Raw genomic sequence first — 15,566 nt, 5'->3', positions numbered from 1 at the left:
TCGTAAACAAAGTGAGTGATAGGCCGCAAATAAAATGAGCCGGCTCAAGCTAACCCCACTTAAAAGGACGCAGATAATCTGCTGATTTTAGTATCATTTAATTTGCTGAATGACAGTCTGTTCCTGCTGCCGGTTTGCTTTCTTCTGTCTTCTTGGTCTCGGCAAATTCTTGTTCTTCCACCACAATGTCTGTGGTATACATCTTTCTTCCTTCTTTGTTGGTGTAGCTCCCGGTCTGGATCCGGCCAGTTACCAGGATCTTTATGCCCTGACGGAAGTATTTCTCGGCAAATTCTGCCTGGCGGCCAAAAGCCACGCAACTTACAAAATCAGCAGTAGCTTCTCCTTCTCTCTTAAACCTACGGTCTACGGCCAGTGTATACCTGGCGATTGCCTTTGCTTCCTCTCCGGCGGTGTATCTTACCTCCGGATCACGGGTCAAACGGCCCATTAAGATTACTTTATTCATACGCTCACCTTTCCGGCATCTTATAAATAGCTGCCTTCATACTTGCTGCTTCCTGGATCTCGTCCATAATCTCCAAGCAGCGCTCTCTTGTCTCGTACTCTCCGATCTCTTCTTCATACATGCTTTCCATGTATAATTTGTGGTGTTCTTCCTTCCGGGAAGTTTCTTTTCCATACCGGACGCCGCCAAAGTTCTCTAAACCGAACAATTTTTCCTTGTCTTGGCTTCTGATCAGCATTTTCCCTCCACCGCCTTTCTATTCTTTATTTATCAGTGTTTTCCGGTGTCTATCCACAAGAAATCTGTGGAAAGTGGGGATTCTATCCCACTTTTTTCATGGTTTTTTCAAAAATCGGCTTCCAAAATGCCTTTCCACACTTGAAAATTAAGGCTTTTTGAATCCCCCACCTATGTAAGATTTCCCGATAATCCGGACAAAGTCTTCCCGGGTATGCGTCTTCTCGTATTCCTGCTGGCAAAGTTTCTTTAAAATCAGGTCATTCTCCCTGTTATTGTGTACAGCTTCTTTTCCGTCTCTATGGTGTCTTGGGCACAGGTTTACTTTAAATCCATTAATTTCGCTTTTCTGTCTATTAGGCTTTCCAAAATATATATGATGGTCCTCTACCAGCTTTTCCCGGTAGTCTCCTTCCATGAGCATGCAGAGGTAACACTGCTTGCAGCTCTGGTCCTGAAGGATACTCTTTTGTTTTTTTACTCTCTTTTTCATACCCAGCTCTCCACAATGACCGGATCATCATACCTTGACCTCGGGAAGCATGTAGAATACCCGCTTTTTTGGATATCTTCCCGGCACTCTTCCAGGGTATTTCTCAGGATGGCCAAATCCGTTGGCCTTCCGGTCTTTCCATCAAAGATGCGGACCACATAGTTATCTGGATAGTCCTTTGGTTTCTGATAGATCACTGCCATTGGCAGTATTCCTGTCGTGTCCGCCTCCTTTAGCGTTTTCAGTATTTTCGTTCCTGCCCTCCATTTTCGTGCTTCTCTTAGCTCTCTCATCTTCTTTACTTCCATTCCTGTCCTCCATTTCTGTAAGGAGCCATCCGGAATAGCTGTGCTTTCCGATCTGGATGCTTACTTTGTGTTCTTTTATCTTCTCCCAGACGGCCTGCCACTCTTCCTGGTTCATCACCGGCCGGCCATTTGAGGTAAAATCATGCTCTGCCCATATCTGCAGTCTGTCCCGGATCATGTTCAGGACGAACCGATTACTTCCGCAAATCAGGAGCTCACATGGCTCTTTCATGTGGCCCAGGGCATCTGCAATCGTCAGGAGATATTCCTGGTTATAGGTCCCGGAGCCTTCTCGGAAGGCCTGTCCGGTCACTGGTAGGCCTTGGGTAATGTATTCCAGGACATATCCGGAGAGGCGGGGCTTCTTGCCTATATAGGTGCTGCTGCACTCTATGTATAAAGTCACTTTCCGCATCTTATCCGCCCTCCTTGATCAGTGTGTAATAAATAAATTCATAGCCATCTGCCGTAAACCCTTCTCTGAGACTATCCTTATCCAGGTACCATCCTGCAGGGACTTTGATCTCCCGTGAGAACCGGTTACCTTTCATTGGCCTTTTCACTGGTACAGGGCGAATCAGGTTCTTGCTGGGATTGTAAGACTTTTTCTGAATCTGCTCATCTGTATCCCTGGTCTTCTGAAAATACTTAATGAAGTATTCCGCCAGCCTTCGGTACTGTCCATTGGCTTCCATTGGTTTCAAAGTCGTATATCCATATGGCCAGATATTTCTGAGCTTCCTGGCGTCAATGGGACTTAATACCATATGTATATGGGTTCCTCCCCTTTTTCCCACTTCTGCAGTCCAGATATATTTGAGGACCAGCTTTTCTTTCTTATATACTTTCCTTAGATCCCGCAGGAGCTTCTGTTCGTGTTTCTGTAAGGTTTTTACATCTTGGGGCCTGTCCTCTTTCCGGTAACTGAAGGTTACATACCAGCAGTCACCATTAAAGTTGGCATTCAACAGTCTTGTCAGCCTCTTGACCAGATGTCTGTCATTGATCTTCCTCTGCTGTTCTGTTGTGGGATTTACCCGGGGTCTTCTCTTTAATCCTTTGGGTTGTAACCAGTAAGTATAAAACTTGGCGATCTCCTTCGTCTTACCTGCCTTGCATATCATCTTCATGTATGGCATATTCTGTCCTCCTGGTCGAAACGGTAATAAACTTAGCAAGTCTAAAACGGGCTTCTGCCCGTTGTTTTTTAAGGCCATATATGCTATACTTTTCTTGTGATTGAAGGCCATATATGGCTTGTCCGGAGATTTCTCATCTCCGGACTTTTATTTTTTATGTATGAATGGCATTTCAAGGTTCCCGGTGCGATCCCGTTGTCGGTATCCCAGGAAATCGTTCTTCCCGCCGTGGGAGCCATAGAACTGGTCTATGGTATGGAAACTCTCCAAGGATAAGGAAGTGATCCCGTAGCGATCCTTAATCTCTTCGATCTGGGTGAACACTGGTATCAGGTCTCGACTTAAATTGGCAAATTCTCCCATTGCTTTTTCTCCTTGCTTGCCCTATAATAGGGACGTGATATATTATTTCAGTTGCTCGCTCGGGTTCCCGCCCGGCGGGCTTCTTTTTTCTTTCGGATTCTTTCTTCCCAGTCCCTGGCTGTCTCTATGAGCCAGATCAGAATTCCGAAAACCACTATCCAGGAAAATATCTGACAAGCCATAGACTCATCTGCCGGCATATGGAAAACTGTATTAAACAGTACCGCTGTCCCCAGCAGGGCCTCTGTTATGGTTGTCCGGTGCAATACTTGTCCCTCCTTTCCCGCCTTAGGCGGTCTTCTCTTCTTTGTAATTTACTGCCTGTGCTGCTCTACGATTCCAGGCTTCAGCCAGGCGCTCTTGTTCTTCCTTTGTAAGGGTGTTAAGTTCTACAGGCTTATTGTTGATTACTACGATATTTCTGTATGCCATAAATACACCTCCGTAATTATGGTATGTATACTAGATTGTCCTCGTTACAGCAATATAGGTGCTCTTGTTTTTTGCTGCTTTTTTGGTATAATTTTCCTATCAAATGATGAAAGGAATGATTTACATGTCTGATGAAACCACAAATAAATTCTCTCTTGTAGATATGCCTGATAGTATCGACAATGCCGTCAAAAACCTTACGGATGTTCCAACAAAAAATGCAGGGCAAACTTTCGGTGACTTGTGGTATCTGGTATTTGGCGGAATCACCCATGCTGCTGACAAAAGGCGCATGAAATATGCTGCGGATTTAGAAAAATTCCATCAAGAATTAACTGAGTCTATTGATAAGATACCGGACGATAAAAAAGTTGATCCTTCTATTCAAATAACTGCCCAGGCTTTGGAAAATTCTAAATATTGCGTTTCATCTGAATCTTTAAGAAATATGTTCACAAAGCTTATTAGCGGAACAATGAACAAAGATTATGAACCTTTAATTCACCCATCTTTTCCTGAGATGATAAAGCAAATGAGTACGAACGATGCGCACATTTTAATGGAATTAAAACGTAAATCTTACATTGTTCCTGTAGCAGAATTTCGTGAAGTCTTTAAAGAAAACGGAAATGGTATAACCCATTTTACGAACGCTTATATAAGTGATACTTTTAAAATTCCGTTAGAAGAATGCAGCTGTTCATTATCGTCTCTTGAGAGAATGGGGTTAGTGTCTATTTCGTTTGAAAGACACCTTATTGAAGATTCTCTTTATAAACCTTTCTACAAAACCTCTATATATCAGAATATGTCCGAAGAAATATCATCCATTAACCGTAACTCAGAACTTTCTCTGAAAAAAGGTATATGCTCTACTACACCGCTCGGCAAACGGTTTATTGCAGCTTGTGTTTCATAGTCTTGACAAAATCTTTTGTCCTATCGCAAACATCTTTTACATAGCCATCAACTATTTTGAAATAGTGGGTGGCTAAAACTTTGGTTACAATTACAGAAGTAATTGCAGATATGAGTACACAGACGCCTCTTATTATCATCCACATCTTCTCCTCACCTCCTATTTCATAAAATACTCCATAGACATCTCAAAATTAGCTGTAATCTAAATCCGATCAGATTGAGTCTTGGAAAGAATCTCTTCTAAAATCTGGTTCTGCTCCCACAGATTCTGATTCAACTCCCTATCAGATTCAAGAGACTCAAAATAGTAATCTTGAATAGTTGCATACCGGCGGCACTTTAAAAATACCGATGAAGCGTATGCTACCGATATGACCAGAAGTGCCAGTGATAGATAGAAAGTCTTTCTTTTAAGGCTTTCTATTTCTTTTTTAAGCTCTTCCATTTTCTTGTTCACCTCGCATTCCAAAAATACTTCATTGGCATGCCATACCGCTTATGGCTTCTCTTAGATCGGATGTTTCTCTTGAAGCATCTTTAGAAGAATGGATAGTTCTCTCTCCGGAAGAGTCCCGCATTGGGCTGCGAAAGATTTCACAGATATTCGGGGCAAAAATTTCTCAATAGGGATTTCCGGGCTCCACTCATAATACGGTACAAGGCCGTACCGCCCTGAACGCCATGTGTTAGTTTCTAATATAGCAAGGTTTAGCTTACCTATTAAGCTTAGCCTTGCTATACTGGCTATGGATTCTTCAGTCGTCATTTCATACCCTATTGACCCCGGCTCTCCGCTCCAGCTCACCACTTCACCTCCTTCTGCTCTCCTTTATCTTCCAGGAAATACTCCATCGGCTTATTAAGACATTTTGCAACTGCTCTTAATTTTTCTACATTAGGTAAGTGTCTATTCCACTTGTATATACTACTTCTTGCAAAATTGAGTTTTTCTTCTAGTTCCGATACAGTAATTCCCTGCTCTTTACAGGCCTCCCTTACATTATCGTAAATGGCCAATTTTATCCCCCTTTCCAATCGCAAAATATTACGTTTTTATATTGACAAATTGCGCAAAATATTCTATATTTGAAGTGCGACCAACAATATATCAAATGCCATTTTAATTTAGACATTCGCAATATCTTGCGCAATCTGTAATTTTATTATACACAAGATTTGGCGTATGTCAATAGTAAATTGCGCAAAATTTGGAGGAATTTACTATGGGACTTTACGAGAATGTTAAAGAAGCCGCCAGATTAAAAGGATACTCAATAAATCGTTTGGAAAAAGAACTTGGCTTCGCCCGAAGTTATATATCGAAATTTAAAACCATAACTCCAAGTGCTGACAAAATACAAAAAATCGCTGATTTTCTTGAGGTATCTGTAGAATATCTAATGACTGGCGAGCAACCAAAATCTCAGCAACTTACGTCCAAAGATATGAAGGACATAACAAAAGATGTAGAATCTATCATGCAGAAGCTTTCCGATAAAGAAAGCGGCCCCGCCTCATATGATGGCCAAGACCTCTCTCCTGAATCCATGGACCTTTTTAAGGAGGAACTGGAGATTGCTCTGAAGCGCCTGAAGATTATCAACAAGGAAAAATATAATCCGAATAAGAATAAGAAATAGGTGGTATAGTGAATAGAGATATAAAACGCTTAGTCGCTTACTATGTAAAAAAGTTCGGGACCAGGGATCCTTTTCGGATAGCTGATAATCTTAATGTGCTGTATCAATTCGGGGATATCGGCTGTGAAGGATGTTATATGTATTTAAAAAGACATAGGTACATATTTTTAAATGCAAATCTTGATGGGCCTGAAAAAGAAATGGTCATGGCTCATGAGCTTGGCCATGCAGTATTGCACAGAAGAGAAAATTGCTATTTTATACGGAACAAAACCTTTTTATCAACCGTCCGAATAGAGCGGGAGGCCAATACCTTTGCTGCGGAGCTTCTGATCCCGGATTCTTTGATTCTGGAGAATCCCGGATATACAAAAAGCCAGCTTGCAAGGCTGGCGGGATATAACGAGATGATTATGGAGTTTAAAAAGATTGATTAATTTATTTAACCTTTTGATAAAGTAATTCTAACGAAAACAAAGGAGAAAAAATATAGTGAATACTAATATTTTAGAGTTGTTAAAAATTCCAGTAATTTCCACTGATCGTCATTACTGGATCATCAGAACAAATAGTGGAGATTATTATGATGATTTTATCTTACATCAATATATTTCTATTGCTTGGGATTATGTCACCATTGCCTTGCTAAATAATAGCTCCGAAGAAGAAATAAAGCGTATTATTTCTGTATATGCAAAAAATACTAATGAAAGTGTGGATTTAGATGATGAGATAGATGATACACCCAAGGCCAAAGTAACTGCAATTTATAACAAAATTCATCGCTTTGTTTTTGAAATTGCTAAGGGAGATATTGTATTAATACCAAGTCAAAATTCTGATTTAATTACAATAGCTGAGGTAACCAGTGATGCATATGAGACTCTAAACTATGTCGAAATGTATTTAAAAGATAATCCAAATACTGAAATAACCCCTTGCCCATATTATAAACGCAGAAAGATAAATACTCTTAAAACCATAAAAAAGGGGGAAATGGATATTTATCTTGCCAAAGGATTTAATTCACAGCATGCCCTGTCAAATATGGATGACTATTCGACTTATATAGATAGAACAATTTATGGAATTTATTCAAAAGGAAATGACGTGCATGCAACTTTACATGCCGGACATCCGAATGGACTCACTTTGAAAGAACTGGTCCTGCTTTCTACTGAGTTAGAACAAACAGCAGCTTCCCTTGCCAAGCAATGTGACATACCATTTGATTCTTCCGAAATCGAAGTTAAGCTTAATATACACTCACCAGGACTAATAGAGTTGATTGGTTTAATAACAGGTAGTGGGATTATACTTTCGTTAATAATGTTTTCTTTAAATAATTTAATAAATGGGGGAAATCTATCTATTTCGTTTAAAACAGACCATGATACCGGCGACATTGATTTCTCAGTAAATTCAGAATCTTCTGGCCTAAAAGGACATGACGAAAAAAAGCAGGAGTTAGAATTACAAAAGAAAACAGAACTCATTAAATTAATTAATGAGTTAGATATCAAAAGTCCAGAAATAATAAGTTCTATATTAAATGGGCAAGAAATAACCTCAGAAATGATTTCTGAGGCTCAATCCAAAAAAATTTCATCTTCTGAATCTGAAGATTTTATGTAATAAATTATTAAATTTGTATATGATTTGAGATTTTAAAAACAAAATTGGAAGTAACAAGGATAGTGTTGCATGAAATATCTCGTTTTTTAAAGAACTTAATATAAATAAAAAAAGGCATACAAAAAGAAAGTATAGCAGTAATCCACTTGAAAAAACATCAATTTCATGATGGTGATCTAAAAAGAACTTTTTCATACAACATACCTCCTTTTTTTCATTATATGAAAGAATTATCGGCAAATCAATAAATAAATTGTGAATTTTGTTATAACATTAATATTCTCAAAGAAGGACATGATGCTATTCCTTAACCAAAAAGCTTTATACTATCAAAGATATTTGCTCACTTCCAGATGGTAAATAGGATGCTCTTGTAAAAATGGTCATTAAATATTATAGTATACCATATATCTATGATTATATTTTAAAATGAAAAATAGGAGGTGCCTATGGATTTAGACTTGATAAAGCGGCTTTGTGCTGATAAAAAGCTCCGTTGGACGAACCATATATTTCTGAGACTCGTTCAGAGAAATATCAGCATGGAAGATGTACAAAAGGCTATACTATCAGGTGAGATTATAGAGGATTATCCTAATGATTATCCATTTCCCAGTTGCCTGATTATAGGATATCGTTCTAAAAACAGTGCTATTCATGTTGTGTGTGCGCCCAATGATGAAGGAACTGAGTTGTGGTTAATAACTGCTTATATTCCAAAGGAAGAAAAATGGCTACCGGATTTAAAAACAAGGAGGAGTGATCATGAATAACTGTATCGTTTGTAAAGGCGATCTGGAAAATCGCAAGACTAATTTTGTTGCCGACCTCGGAAACTGTATTATTATTGTAAAAGATGTTCCTTCACAAGTATGCTCTCAGTGCGGAGAGGTTTCATATAGCCATGAGGTTGCCATGCAGCTTGAGAAAATCGTGAACCGTATGAAAGATTCTTTAACAGAAGTGGCTATCGTCCACTATAGCAATACCGCAGCATAAATTTCTGACGTAAAAAACCGCCCCGGTGCGCCAACACCAGGACGGTCGATAGACTATAGCTCCGAAGATACTACAGTACGTTCCAAAAATATTGTATCATCTTCGGCACCACCCGGTCAATCGTGAACATTTGTTTGTGATTGGGTGTGTTTTTTATACTCTTTTTTCATACAATGAAGAGGTGATAAAAATGTCGAAGCAAGAATTGCTCCGCCCAGGAGCATTATACATCCGTGTCAGTACCCACGGCAGACAGGAAGAGCTCTCTCCTGCTGCCCAGAAGCGTCTGCTCCTGAAGTACGCTAAGGACCATGGCATTGTCATTTCTAAGGATTATATTTATGAGGAGAAGGGGATCTCCGGCCGAAAGGCAGAACGCCGTCCCAAGTTCATGGAAATGATCTCTACGGCCAAGTCAAAGCCATCCCCTTTTAGCGTGATCTTAGTCTGGAAATACAGCCGGTTCGCCCGAAATCAGGAAGAGTCCATTGTCTATAAGTCTCTCCTGCGGAAGAAATGCAACGTGGATGTGATCAGCGTGTCGGAGCCTCTTATAGACGGTCCCTTCGGTAGCCTGATTGAAAGGATCATTGAATGGATGGACGAATACTACTCTATCCGTCTCTCCGGTGAAGTCTTCCGAGGCATGTCGGAAAAGGCCATGAAGGGAGGCTACCAGGCCAGGCCGCCTCTGGGATATAAAATCGTCCAGAAAGGTGAGGCTCCGGTGATCGTCCCGGAGGAAGCAGAGATTATCAAATTCATCTTTGATAAGTATGTCAATGCCCATATGGGAATCTTTGAGATTGCCCGAACACTTAACGGCCTGGGGGCAAGAACTTCTCATGGAAAAGACTTTGAGCGTCGGTCCGTGGAATACATTCTGAAGAATCCTACCTACTGCGGTATGATCCGCTGGAACATGACAGATAATCAGACTAAAGAGGTAAAGGCAAAAGACGATTGGATCGTTACAGAAGGGACCCACCCGGCAATTATTTCCAAGGAGCTGTTTCAGGCTGCTCAGCAACGTTTTGAGGGGGAATACAGGCCATCAGGGTCCCGGCCCTCTTCTACATACCGTCATTGGCTTTCCGGGCTGGTGAAATGCCCTTCCTGCGGCCGGACCATGATAGCAAAAGCTCTTACAGACAAGAGATATGGACACCACTACTGCTATTTTACCTGCTATGGATACTCTAAAGGGAAGTGCCAAGCGAAGACCTCTGTAAGCTCTAAGAAGCTGGAGCCTTATGTCCTGGAAGGGATCCGGGCCGCCACTGAAAATGATCACCTGACCTTTTCTGTAAAAGCGCCTATTGCTCCGGAGAATACCAATGAACTGAGTATCTTAAAAGAACAGCTCCAGCGGCTGGATATGAAGGAGCAGAGGATTAAAGATGCCTATATGAATGGCATTGATACCATGGAAGAATATAAGGAAAATAAGGAGCTCCTTTTAAGGGAGCGAAAGGACCTGGAAGAAAAGATTGCCGCCTGCAGCACTCCCAGGGAATCTGATGATTCTATAGACACGGCTATGAAAGAACGGATCAGAAATGTATACGACATCATTTCCAGCAGTCAGTTCTCCGATCAGGAGAAGAACGAAGCTCTCCGATCCGTAGTAGAGAAGATCGTTTATGATCGGGAAACGGATACTGCTGAAATTTACTATTTTTATCTGTAGTCAGGGGCCGAAACCCCTTGATTTTACTGGCTTTTTCATGTTTGTATGTTGTTACTTCTGGGGTGACTCAGTGGGGTTCCAAATATCTTGGAGACCAGGGCTATACTGCCATTGAAATCCTTCGGGATTTTTACGGAGACAACATGTATATCAACACTGCCGAAGAAATTTCCGGGATTCCGGCTTCCTGGCCGGGGGCTCCTCTGGACATTGGTTCTTCCGGCAATAAAGTCCGGCAGATTCAGGAACAGCTCAACACCATTGCCGGCTCTTATCCTGCTCTGCCTGCCATAGCAGCCGATGGCATTTACGGAGAGGCTACACAAAATGCGGTACGGGAGTTTCAGAGAGTCTTTAATCTTCCTGCCACTGGTGTAGTAGATTATCCCACCTGGTATGAGATTCAGGAAATTTTTGTGGGTGTCTCCAGGATTGCAGAGCTGGTCTGAAATACTGTCTCCATTCTGCATAACAAAAAAGGAAGGCCTCCGGGAAAGTATCCCCTCATACTTCCCGAAAGGCCTTCTCTTTTTCTCATCCTCCAAACTGGCTGTTATAAAGCTTTTCATAGAATCCATGTTCAGCCATAAGGGACTCGTGAGTACCTTTTTCTAATATATGTCCATCTTTCATCACAAGGATCACATCTGCTTCCCGTATTGTAGAAAGGCGGTGGGCTACCAGAAAACTGGTACGTCCTTTCATCATCCTGGCAAAGGCTTCCTGTATACGTATTTCTGTCCTGGTGTCAATATTACTGGTGGCTTCGTCCAGGATCAGCATAGGCGGCAGACAGAGCATGACTCTGGCAATGCACAGAAGCTGCTTCTGTCCCTGACTGAGATTTCCCCCGTTTTCATTGATGACCGTATCATAGCCCTCAGGCAATCTTCGTATAAAGCTGTGAGCATGAGCAGCCCTGGCAGCCTCTACCACTTCTTCTATAGATGCTTCCGGTTTTCCATAGGCAATATTCTCCCGGATAGTTCCCGCTTTCAGCCAGGTGTCTTGAAGGACCATGCCGAAATTCTGACGCAGGGAATGGCGTGTCATATCCCGGATATCTTTCCCATCGATTTTTATGCTTCCCTCCTGAACGTCATAAAATCGCATAAGAAGATTGATAAGGGTGGTTTTGCCGCAGCCTGTAGGCCCCACAATGGCAATCCTCTGTCCCTGCTTTACCTCCAGGTTTAAATCTTCGATCAAAGGCCTGTCCGGGTCATAACTGAAAAACACATGAGAAAGGCTGAGCTGTCCCTTACTCTGGAATTCTGCCGCTCCTTCTCTGTCCGGCACTTCATCGGGCACATCTGTTAATTCAAAAATACGGGCCGCGCAGGCAAGAGCATTCTGCATCTCGGCAACTACTCCCGAAATTTCATTAAAGGGCTTAGCATACTGGCTGGCATAGCTTAAAAATATACTGAGCTCACCAACTGTAATTCCGCCGGATATAGCGATCATAGCACTTGCAAGGCCCACGCCTGCATAAACAATGTTATTCACCAGTCTTGTACTGGGATTTGTAAGGCTGGAAAAAAATACAGCTTTCACACTGACTTCCCGAAGCCGTTCATTGACCTGGTCAAATTCCTCCAGACTCTTGTCTTCATATCCGAAAGCCTGAACCACCTTTTGCCCTTCCACCATTTCATTGATAAGGGCTGTCTGCTCTCCCCGGACTTTTGCCTGTATTCCAAAATATTTATAGGTTTTCTTTGCAATAAAACCTGCCACAAAAAGGCTTAAAGGCGTTAAAAGCACAACGATAGCCGTAATCCCGGGATTCAAAAAAAGCATAATCCCCAGGCTTCCCAGGATCGTCAGGATTCCGGTAAAGAACTGGGTAAATCCCATTAAAAGACCATCAGCAAAGGTATCTACATCGGCAATGATCCTGCTGACCAGATCTCCGGAAGGATGAGCGTCCAGATAAGACAGAGGAAGTTTTTGTATTTTCTCTACTGCCTCATTTCTCAAATCTCTGGACACGCAAAACGTCACCCGGTTGTTGCAGGCGGCCAGAACCCACTGGGCGACAGCAGAAAGGGCAGTTACCCCTATGATAGAAAGGATCAGTCTTTCAATAGCTTCAAAATCTACTCTTCCGATTCCCAGCATGTAGTCAATCGCATCACCGCAGAAAATCGGCACCAGAAGCTGGGCAGCTACGCTGACCGCCCCACAGAGAATACTGAGGATTACGAAAAAACTGTAGGGCCGGATACGGCGTAGTACTCGGACAAATGTTTTTTTCTGTTTCATACCGCCCTTCCCCCTTTCCCATACTGGCTTTCATAGATTTCTCTGTAGATTTCGCAGGATTCCAAAAGTTCTTCATGGGTCCCCCAGCCTGCTGCTTTGCCATCTTCCAGTACCAGGATATGATCTGCATGGCGGATGCTGGATGTACGCTGAGAAACCAAAAAGACCGTAACATCTGAAGGCAGACTCTTCAGGTCTTTCCGAAGAGCTGCATCTGTGGCATAGTCCAGTGCGCTGGAGCTGTCATCCAAGATCAGGATTTCCGGTCTTCTTACAAGGGCTCTGGCAATGGTCAGCCGCTGCCGCTGTCCTCCTGAGAGATTTCTCCCCCCTTGTTCCACAGTCTCGTCCAAACCGTCACTTTTTTTCCTGACAAATTCTTCTGCCTGTGCGATTCTCAAAGCCTGCCACATCTCTTCTTCCGAGGCACCTTCATTTCCCATAAGAAGGTTGGACCGGATAGTTCCGGAAAACACCTGTACTTTCTGCATAACGATTCCCACTTTCTTCCGGAGCTCCTCCCTGTCCCATTTCTGAATAGGTCGGCCCAGAAGGAATATCTGACCGGAAGTAGCATCGTAAAACCTTGGGATCAGATGAACCAGACTGGATTTTCCGCTGCCCGTTCCTCCGATAATACCAATAGTCTCACCTCTCTTTACAGAAAAGCTGATATCGCTGAGACTTTCCTCCCCTGCCTGAGCATAAGAAAGGCTGACATGGTCAAAGGACACTGCTTCCTCTGTTTTATTTGGACTGATAGTTTCCCCTCTTTTTGTACTCTCCGGAAACTCCATGACAGTTTTCGTATCAAGGACCTGTTCCACACGGCCCAGGCTGGCCATAGCCCGGCTTATGGTAACGATCAGATTTGCCAGCTTCACCAGCTCCACCAAAATCTGGCTCATATAGTTTACCAGAGCCACAATATCTCCGCTCATCAGCACGCCGCTTTCTACAGAGCGGGAACCGGCCCAGAGAATGGCAATAATCCCTATATTTACGACAGAATAGGTCAGAGGATTCATCAATGCAGAAATCCTTCCCACAAAAAGCTGCTCTTTTACCAGCTCGTGGTTAGCCTGGGAAAACTTTTCTGATTCCTCTTTTTCCCGGCCAAAAGCCCGGATCACCCGGACGCCGGACAGGTTTTCCCTGGCATTTCCAGTGATTACATCCAGCTTTCCCTGTACTTTTTTGTATAGGGGTGAAGTGAGACCCATCAGTCCAAAAATGATCACGGAAAGAACCGGAATGGTCACCACAAAAATAAGGGCCAGCCTCACATTAATGGTAAAGGCCATAACCATTGCTCCAAAGACAATAAAGGGGCTTCGCAGAAAAAGCCGCAGGAACAGATTTAGTCCGTTCTGCACCTGGTTGATATCACTGGTCATTCTGGTGATCAGAGTGCTGGACCCTATGGTGTCCATCTCAGAAAATCCCAGTTTCTGAATATGAGCGAACAGCATGTGTCTCAGTCCCGTAGCACTTCCAATGGCCGCTCTGGCTGCAAAATACTGAGCTGTAAAGCTGCAGCATAATCCCACTATAGCCATGAGTACCAGGATGCCGCAGCACATTAAAATGTCACCCCGGTCCTGATTGACAATACCTACATTGATAATATGCGCCACTACTACAGGAACCAGCAGATCGAACATAGCTTCCAGCATTTTAAACAACGGGGCCAGAATACTGTCTCTCTTATAATCTTTTAAATAGACCTTCAAATATTTCATTTTCACACAACCTCCTTTCTCTCTTTCTGTACCAGTATATCTCTTCTATCCTTATTTGAAAAATATTAATTTTATGGTATTATTATATAAAAAACATATAATATCAGAATTTCTATACTTTTAATATTTGGGGAATTTAGATATCAGTATACAGGAGGTTTTTATGGATATCCGTCAGCTTCGGTACTTTACCGCTATTGTAGAAGAAGGCACTCTCACCGGTGCCGCCAAACGTTTAAATATGACTCAGCCCCCGCTTACCGCTCAGCTGAAGCTTTTGGAAGAAGAGCTGAGATGTCCCCTTTTCACCCGGGAAGGAAAACGCCTCCATCTTACCGAAGCTGGCCACCATTTCTACGAGCGGGCTCTTCGGATACTGGGTATGTGCGATGCTGCTGTAACAGAAATGGCCGATTTCCAGGAAGGCGCGGCAGGCACCCTGCGCATCGGAGTAATTTCCTCTGTAAAAGATCAGCTTTTTCCTCAATGGGTACAAAGCTTCTGGGAAAAGTATCCCAATATCCGGTATGAAATATACAGTGCTAATACCTATCAGCTTCTGGACCAGCTTCAAAACGGTCAGCTGGACCTGGCTCTGGTCAGAACACCTTTTCCAAAATCTGAACTGAATATTCTATACATAAAAAAAGAGCCATTTCTGGCTGTGGGAATCCCCTCTTTCTTTCCTGACCCTGAAAAAGAGTCTCTTACTCTAAGGGAATTGGAAAATGTTCCATTTATTTTTTACCGCCGCTGGGAAAAAATGCTGAAAATGCGCTTTGAAGCTGAAGGGATATCTCCCCGGATCATCTGCTGCAATGACGATGCTCAGACGACTCTGGCTTTGGCCTACATGGGAATGGGAGTTGGACTTCTCCCAGCCTCTGGAATACCAGAATTCTTTTCTTCTCCATCTGAACCGAAAATAGCAGTCAAAACTTTAAAAGAAAAAACACTATACTCTCAGATTGCCTTGGTCTGCCGCAAAAAGGCTTTGCTTCCGGATTCGGCCAGGCGTTTTTGGGATATGATGGAAGGGTTTTATTCGTATTAAAATGAATATTCACCGTTATCAAAATAATTCTTGAAATTTCTAAAAAAAGTGCTATACTACCTGACTTCCGTCGTTTTTCTCCAATCCTAGTACTCAGGAGTCAAGCAGCATACAGTTTTTGAAGAGATTTTCAACCTCTTTTTCGGACAGATATAGTGCATCCAGGGTTGTCAACC

20 protein-coding genes and 2 pseudogenes are annotated in these 15,566 nt (G+C 42.5%); 9 read left to right on the top strand and 13 right to left on the bottom strand.

Features of this window, described 5'->3' with window-relative positions; translation table 11 throughout:
* Positions 1 to 136: 136 nt before the first annotated feature.
* From B5G33_RS20315 to B5G33_RS21470, 8 genes and pseudogenes are all read right to left on the bottom strand, one after another.
* A pseudogene (locus B5G33_RS20315) lies at positions 137 to 469 on the bottom strand (single-stranded DNA-binding protein); the annotation flags it as partial.
* Between the two features lie 4 nt (positions 470 to 473).
* Positions 474 to 707, bottom strand: a complete 234-nt coding sequence (locus tag B5G33_RS20310) for a hypothetical protein (protein ID WP_087418925.1) — start codon at positions 705 to 707, stop codon at positions 474 to 476.
* Between the two features lie 147 nt (positions 708 to 854).
* Positions 855 to 1,199: a hypothetical protein gene (locus tag B5G33_RS20305; RefSeq protein ID WP_087418924.1), complete on the bottom strand. Its 345-nt coding sequence runs from the start codon at positions 1,197 to 1,199 to the stop codon at positions 855 to 857.
* A complete protein-coding gene (locus tag B5G33_RS20300) occupies positions 1,196 to 1,402 on the bottom strand; it encodes a hypothetical protein (protein ID WP_087418923.1) in 207 nt (68 codons plus the stop codon). The genes B5G33_RS20305 and B5G33_RS20300 overlap by 4 nt, the downstream gene beginning before the upstream one ends.
* Positions 1,362 to 1,922: an RNase H family protein gene (locus B5G33_RS20295; protein ID WP_087418922.1), complete on the bottom strand. Its 561-nt coding sequence runs from the start codon at positions 1,920 to 1,922 to the stop codon at positions 1,362 to 1,364. Before B5G33_RS20295 ends, B5G33_RS20300 begins: the two co-directional genes overlap by 41 nt.
* 1 nt (position 1,923) lies before the next feature.
* Positions 1,924 to 2,646: a rolling circle replication-associated protein gene (locus tag B5G33_RS20290; RefSeq protein WP_087418921.1), complete on the bottom strand. Its 723-nt coding sequence runs from the start codon at positions 2,644 to 2,646 to the stop codon at positions 1,924 to 1,926.
* A 410-nt stretch (positions 2,647 to 3,056) separates the two neighbouring features.
* Positions 3,057 to 3,275, bottom strand: coding sequence for a hypothetical protein (locus B5G33_RS20280; RefSeq protein WP_087418919.1), 219 nt, complete (start codon positions 3,273 to 3,275; stop codon positions 3,057 to 3,059).
* Between the two features lie 22 nt (positions 3,276 to 3,297).
* The gene (locus B5G33_RS21470) at positions 3,298 to 3,441 is read right to left on the bottom strand and encodes a hypothetical protein (protein ID WP_158229662.1); all 144 of its coding nucleotides are present in this window, start codon (positions 3,439 to 3,441) and stop codon (positions 3,298 to 3,300) included.
* A gap of 124 nt (positions 3,442 to 3,565) precedes the next feature.
* Between B5G33_RS21470 and B5G33_RS20275 the strand changes: the two genes are divergently transcribed.
* Positions 3,566 to 4,360 carry a DUF4393 domain-containing protein gene (locus B5G33_RS20275; protein WP_158229661.1) on the top strand — a complete coding sequence of 265 codons (795 nt, stop codon included), beginning with the start codon at positions 3,566 to 3,568 and terminating at the stop codon, positions 4,358 to 4,360.
* Positions 4,361 to 4,564: 204 nt separating this feature from the next.
* Here the strand turns inward: B5G33_RS20275 and B5G33_RS20270 are convergent, their stop codons facing one another.
* The 3 genes from B5G33_RS20270 to B5G33_RS20260 form a co-directional block, all read right to left on the bottom strand.
* Complete coding sequence (locus tag B5G33_RS20270) at positions 4,565 to 4,807, bottom strand: hypothetical protein (RefSeq protein WP_087418917.1); 243 nt, start codon at positions 4,805 to 4,807, stop codon at positions 4,565 to 4,567.
* Between the two features lie 63 nt (positions 4,808 to 4,870).
* Complete coding sequence (locus tag B5G33_RS20265; RefSeq protein ID WP_087418916.1) at positions 4,871 to 5,167, bottom strand: hypothetical protein; 297 nt, start codon at positions 5,165 to 5,167, stop codon at positions 4,871 to 4,873.
* Positions 5,164 to 5,379, bottom strand: coding sequence for a helix-turn-helix domain-containing protein (locus tag B5G33_RS20260; protein ID WP_087418915.1), 216 nt, complete (start codon positions 5,377 to 5,379; stop codon positions 5,164 to 5,166). The genes B5G33_RS20265 and B5G33_RS20260 overlap by 4 nt, the downstream gene beginning before the upstream one ends.
* Before the next feature lie 206 nt (positions 5,380 to 5,585).
* Between B5G33_RS20260 and B5G33_RS20255 the strand changes: the two genes are divergently transcribed.
* The 7 genes and pseudogenes from B5G33_RS20255 to B5G33_RS20220 all read left to right on the top strand — a co-directional run.
* The gene (locus B5G33_RS20255; protein ID WP_087418914.1) at positions 5,586 to 6,002 is read left to right on the top strand and encodes a helix-turn-helix domain-containing protein; all 417 of its coding nucleotides are present in this window, start codon (positions 5,586 to 5,588) and stop codon (positions 6,000 to 6,002) included.
* A gap of 8 nt (positions 6,003 to 6,010) precedes the next feature.
* Entirely contained in the window at positions 6,011 to 6,439 is a 429-nt protein-coding gene (locus tag B5G33_RS20250; protein ID WP_242974792.1) for an ImmA/IrrE family metallo-endopeptidase, read from the top strand.
* Between the two features lie 55 nt (positions 6,440 to 6,494).
* The gene (locus tag B5G33_RS20245) at positions 6,495 to 7,637 is read left to right on the top strand and encodes a hypothetical protein (protein ID WP_087418912.1); all 1,143 of its coding nucleotides are present in this window, start codon (positions 6,495 to 6,497) and stop codon (positions 7,635 to 7,637) included.
* Between the two features lie 449 nt (positions 7,638 to 8,086).
* The gene (locus B5G33_RS20235) at positions 8,087 to 8,410 is read left to right on the top strand and encodes a DUF4258 domain-containing protein (protein WP_087418910.1); all 324 of its coding nucleotides are present in this window, start codon (positions 8,087 to 8,089) and stop codon (positions 8,408 to 8,410) included.
* A complete protein-coding gene (locus tag B5G33_RS20230) occupies positions 8,403 to 8,636 on the top strand; it encodes a type II toxin-antitoxin system MqsA family antitoxin (RefSeq protein WP_087418909.1) in 234 nt (77 codons plus the stop codon). The genes B5G33_RS20235 and B5G33_RS20230 overlap by 8 nt, the downstream gene beginning before the upstream one ends.
* A 190-nt stretch (positions 8,637 to 8,826) precedes the next feature.
* On the top strand, positions 8,827 to 10,326 hold the full coding sequence (locus B5G33_RS20225; protein ID WP_087418908.1) for a recombinase family protein: 1,500 nt from the start codon (positions 8,827 to 8,829) through the stop codon (positions 10,324 to 10,326).
* A 62-nt stretch (positions 10,327 to 10,388) separates the two neighbouring features.
* Positions 10,389 to 10,775: pseudogene (locus tag B5G33_RS20220) on the top strand (peptidoglycan-binding domain-containing protein); the annotation flags it as partial.
* Between the two features lie 85 nt (positions 10,776 to 10,860).
* Here the strand turns inward: B5G33_RS20220 and B5G33_RS20215 are convergent.
* Together B5G33_RS20215 and B5G33_RS20210 are read right to left on the bottom strand one after the other, a co-directional pair.
* The gene (locus B5G33_RS20215; RefSeq protein WP_087418907.1) at positions 10,861 to 12,594 is read right to left on the bottom strand and encodes an ABC transporter ATP-binding protein; all 1,734 of its coding nucleotides are present in this window, start codon (positions 12,592 to 12,594) and stop codon (positions 10,861 to 10,863) included.
* A complete protein-coding gene (locus B5G33_RS20210; RefSeq protein WP_087418906.1) occupies positions 12,591 to 14,336 on the bottom strand; it encodes an ABC transporter ATP-binding protein in 1,746 nt (581 codons plus the stop codon). The genes B5G33_RS20215 and B5G33_RS20210 overlap by 4 nt, the downstream gene beginning before the upstream one ends.
* 163 nt (positions 14,337 to 14,499) lie before the next feature.
* On the opposite strand from B5G33_RS20210, the gene B5G33_RS20205 reads away from it, so the two are divergent.
* Entirely contained in the window at positions 14,500 to 15,390 is an 891-nt protein-coding gene (locus B5G33_RS20205) for a LysR family transcriptional regulator (protein WP_087418905.1), read from the top strand.
* Positions 15,391 to 15,566 lie beyond the last annotated feature (176 nt).

The organism is Blautia sp. An81, assembly GCF_002161285.1.
Classification (GTDB): domain Bacteria; phylum Bacillota; class Clostridia; order Lachnospirales; family Lachnospiraceae; genus Blautia; species Blautia ornithocaccae.
The sequence above is the reverse complement of the archived record's forward strand: the minus strand, read 5'-3'. Positions and strand labels throughout refer to the sequence as shown.

Bases quoted from the DNA above. Each gene is read 5' to 3' on its own strand.
- B5G33_RS20290 (WP_087418921.1), bottom strand. From the start codon at position 2,646: ATGCCATACATGAAGATGATATGCAAGGCAGGTAAGACGAAGGAGATC.
- B5G33_RS20230 (WP_087418909.1), top strand. From the start codon at position 8,403: ATGAATAACTGTATCGTTTGTAAAGGCGATCTGGAAAATCGCAAGACT.
- B5G33_RS20305 (WP_087418924.1), bottom strand. From the start codon at position 1,199: ATGAAAAAGAGAGTAAAAAAACAAAAGAGTATCCTTCAGGACCAGAGC.
- B5G33_RS20300 (WP_087418923.1), bottom strand. From the start codon at position 1,402: ATGGCAGTGATCTATCAGAAACCAAAGGACTATCCAGATAACTATGTG.
- B5G33_RS20295 (WP_087418922.1), bottom strand. From the start codon at position 1,922: ATGCGGAAAGTGACTTTATACATAGAGTGCAGCAGCACCTATATAGGC.
- B5G33_RS20310 (WP_087418925.1), bottom strand. From the start codon at position 707: ATGCTGATCAGAAGCCAAGACAAGGAAAAATTGTTCGGTTTAGAGAAC.
- B5G33_RS20215 (WP_087418907.1), bottom strand. From the start codon at position 12,594: ATGAAACAGAAAAAAACATTTGTCCGAGTACTACGCCGTATCCGGCCC.
- B5G33_RS21470 (WP_158229662.1), bottom strand. From the start codon at position 3,441: ATGGCATACAGAAATATCGTAGTAATCAACAATAAGCCTGTAGAACTT.
- B5G33_RS20210 (WP_087418906.1), bottom strand. From the start codon at position 14,336: ATGAAATATTTGAAGGTCTATTTAAAAGATTATAAGAGAGACAGTATT.
- B5G33_RS20205 (WP_087418905.1), top strand. From the start codon at position 14,500: ATGGATATCCGTCAGCTTCGGTACTTTACCGCTATTGTAGAAGAAGGC.
- B5G33_RS20225 (WP_087418908.1), top strand. From the start codon at position 8,827: ATGTCGAAGCAAGAATTGCTCCGCCCAGGAGCATTATACATCCGTGTC.
- B5G33_RS20255 (WP_087418914.1), top strand. From the start codon at position 5,586: ATGGGACTTTACGAGAATGTTAAAGAAGCCGCCAGATTAAAAGGATAC.
- B5G33_RS20270 (WP_087418917.1), bottom strand. From the start codon at position 4,807: ATGGAAGAGCTTAAAAAAGAAATAGAAAGCCTTAAAAGAAAGACTTTC.
- B5G33_RS20275 (WP_158229661.1), top strand. From the start codon at position 3,566: ATGTCTGATGAAACCACAAATAAATTCTCTCTTGTAGATATGCCTGAT.
- B5G33_RS20235 (WP_087418910.1), top strand. From the start codon at position 8,087: ATGGATTTAGACTTGATAAAGCGGCTTTGTGCTGATAAAAAGCTCCGT.